Consider the following 3,582-nt stretch of genomic DNA (forward strand, 5'->3'; position numbering starts at 1 on the left):
TATTTTTTTATTGTTGATCTTTTTCATGCTTACTTCTTCTTTTATTACTCCTTCGGGTCTACCGGTTAATTTGCCTACTACTAAAAAACCCAAAATTGTGATGCAAAGAGTAAGTGTGTCTATTACCAAAAATTTGGAATATGCCGTAAATGATAAAAGAGTTACTTTAAATAATCTGGAGAAAGTGCTTCAGAAAGAACTATTGGGAAAAGAAGGGGTGGTAGTATTGCATATTGATAAGGATGTACCGGTTGAATATTTGGTGAAGGTAGCTGGAATAGCTACATCCCTAAATGCGAAGGTTTCCATAGCCACAAAAGAACAATAATATGGGGGAAGCTGTTGAAAAGAAAAATAAACGGATAAGTTTTTTCCTGACTACGTCGTGCTACCTTATCCTTTTATTGCTGCTTTATTTTTCTGTAGCATGGCAAGCTCCAGACCCTCCACTTCCTGAATATGGAATTGAATTAAACTTTGGGCTGTCGTCAACAGGAAGTGGAGAAATAAAAAAACCCGATCCAAAACCCGTTGAAAATGTTGAAGAGCAAATAGAAGAGGAAGCACCCCCACAGGAAAGTGAAGAAATTGAACCGGTGGAAGAAATTGTACCGGAAGTGGTGGAAGAGACTGTTGAAGAAACGGTAGAAACCAGTGAAACGCTGGATGTACCAAGTCCTGATTATCAAGAGGAAAAACTGGAAGAAGTAAAGGTGGAACAGGAAAAGCCTTTAGAAGAGGCTAAAAATACTAATCAGGCGGTAGAAGAGGAGCCTTCAACAGAAGTGGCATCTGGAAAAAGTGGTGAAGCAAAGGAGGCAGAAAGTAGCAGTCAGGGTGATGATGAGGAAGAAGCTGGAGATAAAGGTAATAAAAATGGTACCGTAGATGCTCGTGCTTTAATGGGTACGCCTGGAACGGCAGATGGTTCAAGCCTTGAAATGACAGGTTGGGTTTGGGATTTTCACCCTCAACCTGATGATGATTCTTCAGAAAGTGGAAGAATCGTTTTCCAAATAAAAATTGATGATGCAGGAGAGATCATTTCTGTTCGTACACTTGAAAAAACCGTTAGTGCTCTTGTGGAAAAAAAATATAGGGCAGCAGTAGAAGAACTTACTTTTAGCCCCACCTCCGAAAATACGATTCCAGCTCCTACTTCAACTGGAAAAATCACTTTTATAATAAAGACACAATAAGAAAATTTATAAACCCGCAAGAGATGCAAATTCTATCGTCTCTTGCGGGTGATGTATTTTGTCTAGAAATTATTGATTTTTAAATAAGGTACGAGTTGAAGATTGTGTGAGTTTTATTTCCTAATTTCCCCCTCCCTTTTTCCTTTAGAAATTTAAAGTATTGGATGAAATGAAAATTTTGTACCTCAATAATTCACTCACATCTGTATACAAAATTTCACTATCTTGCAGGGAAAAATAAGTTTAAACATCTCCAACATTTTTTGGTGCTTTTATGAACTTCCAGCAAACACTTGATTTTTTGTACAGTTGTCTGCCTATGTATCAAAGGCAGGGAGCTTCGGCTTTCAAAGCCGATTTAAGCAATACCATTGCTTTTTGTAAACACCTGGGTAATCCTGAAAGAAAATTTCGATCCGTTCATATAGGGGGCACGAATGGAAAAGGAAGTTCTTCACATTTTTTGAGTGCTATTCTACAGGCAGCAGGATATAAAACGGGTTTATATACTTCTCCCCATTTGAAAAGGTTTACGGAACGGATTAAAGTTGATGGAAAGGAAGTAGAGCAAAACTTTGTTGTAGATTTTGTTGCCAAAAACAAAGCATTTATAAAAGAACTGCAACCTTCCTTCTTCGAAATGACCGTTGTTATGGCTTTTGAATATTTTGCCCAACAGCAAGTGGATATTGCTATTATTGAAGTAGGAATGGGAGGAAGGCTTGATTCCACTAATGTTATTAATCCTGAAGTCAGTTTAGTTACCAATATTAGTTTGGACCACCAAAGTTTTTTAGGAAATACTTTGGCAGAAATAGCAGGGGAGAAAGCTGGTATTGTGAAAAGGAATGTGCCTTTTGTGGTAGGTACTTATCAAGATGAAACAGTTGAGGTTTTTGAGAAATCTGCAAGTCAGAATTTAACTTCTCTTACGTATGCAGATCAGAAGTACAAAGTAGAGGTAATTTCCCAAAGCCCTGAATTTATAGTGAACCTTTACAAAGAAGAGAATTTGATGTTGGAAAGGGTGGAATTAGGCCTGAAAGGAAAATATCAGCAAAAAAATTTACCCGGGATTATTGAGGTTGTCGAAGTCTTAAAGGAGAAGGGTTTTGAAATTAAAGAAACACATCTGCGAAAGGGCCTTTCCGAAGTAGTACCTCTGAGTGGTTTAAAGGGTAGATGGCAACAGTTAAGTAATAAGCCCTTAATCATTTGTGATATGGGGCATAATGAAGCAGGTATTAAAGCCATAGTTGATCAGTTATCAGGCTTTACCTATGATACTCTCCATTTTGTGGTTGGTTTTGTTAATGATAAGGAGGTTTCTCAAGTTTTGACCCATCTTCCAAAATCCGGAAAATATTATTTTTGTCAACCTCAAATTCCGCGTGCCATGAAAGCAGAGGAGGTTAAAAAATTGGCAAACAAAGTTGGGTTAGAAGGAGAGGTTATTTCGAATGTGGCGGAGGCGATCCAAAGAGCTAAAAGGGAGGCATCTGAAAATGATTTAATTTTTATTGGAGGAAGTACTTTTGTGGTTGCCGAAATCCCCAATCTTTAAATTCTTTTTCTTTGAAAAATTTAATCTTCCCAATAGATTTATTATTTCATAATGAGAGAATAATCATTCTGTTTTATTAAATTTACTCTATTCCACAAATTATAAAACAATGAGACCACGATCAGAAGATAAAAAGCAGGCTATTTTGGCTGTAACACTAGATTTAATTTCCGAAAATGGATTCCATGGGACTCCCATGTCTATGGTCGCTAAAGAAGCTAAGGTAGGGATAGGGACCATATATCGTTATTTTGAAAACAAGGAAGATCTAATTAATGAATTGTACCGAATCGAAAGAAATAAGGCCAACAGTGCTATGCTTTTGAATTATACAGATAACTTAAAGGATAAAGAAAAATTCCGCTTAATCTGGATCAACCTTTGCAATTATTACCTTTATCATCCAAAAGAATTCAAATTTTTAGAGCAATATGCTTATTCTCCTTTTCTTAAGGGAGTTAATATTGAGTCCTTTCCTAAAATAATTGAACCTATTGTTGATTATTTTCGACAGTTGAAAATGACTAATAAACTAAAAGATTTATCGATGGAGTTTATTTTTTCTCTTTCATTTAGTCCCATTATTTCTTTAGTGGATAAGCATTTGGCCGGTAGGGTAGTGCTTACTCAAGAAGAAATGGAAAAAACACTAAATTCTTGTTGGGATTCTGTAAGTAATTGATTTAAAAAGATTAGCTTTTTCGTTTTATTTTCATTGTGTTTTTGAAGGTCTTAGATTTGAGATACTTATAAAGGCCGCTTCATATTAAGAAAAATGAATTTAACAGGTAATGATAATTAAATGAGGGAATAATCCTT

Annotated in this window: 4 protein-coding genes; all 4 read left to right on the forward strand. The window is 35.9% G+C overall.

The genetic code is table 11. The features are described 5' to 3' along the window. Position 1 precedes the first annotated feature (1 nt). The 4 genes from E1171_RS04855 (at position 2) to E1171_RS04870 (ending at position 3,445) form a co-directional block, all read left to right on the forward strand. Entirely contained in the window at positions 2-328 is a 327-nt protein-coding gene (locus tag E1171_RS04855) for an ExbD/TolR family protein (RefSeq protein ID WP_343031298.1), read from the forward strand. A gap of 1 nt (position 329) precedes the next feature. Next, positions 330-1,199 (forward strand): hypothetical protein, encoded by an 870-nt coding sequence (locus E1171_RS04860; RefSeq protein WP_155204650.1) that lies wholly within the window; start codon positions 330-332, stop codon positions 1,197-1,199. A gap of 319 nt (positions 1,200-1,518) precedes the next feature. Continuing rightward, positions 1,519-2,763, forward strand: coding sequence for a bifunctional folylpolyglutamate synthase/dihydrofolate synthase (locus tag E1171_RS04865; protein ID WP_343031300.1), 1,245 nt, complete (start codon positions 1,519-1,521; stop codon positions 2,761-2,763). Between the two features lie 109 nt (positions 2,764-2,872). Continuing rightward, positions 2,873-3,445, forward strand: coding sequence for a TetR/AcrR family transcriptional regulator (locus tag E1171_RS04870; protein ID WP_155204654.1), 573 nt, complete (start codon positions 2,873-2,875; stop codon positions 3,443-3,445). Positions 3,446-3,582 lie beyond the last annotated feature (137 nt).

This window comes from Xanthovirga aplysinae (assembly GCF_009711365.1).
In the GTDB taxonomy this organism is placed as follows: Bacteria; Bacteroidota; Bacteroidia; order Cytophagales; family Cyclobacteriaceae; genus Xanthovirga; species Xanthovirga aplysinae.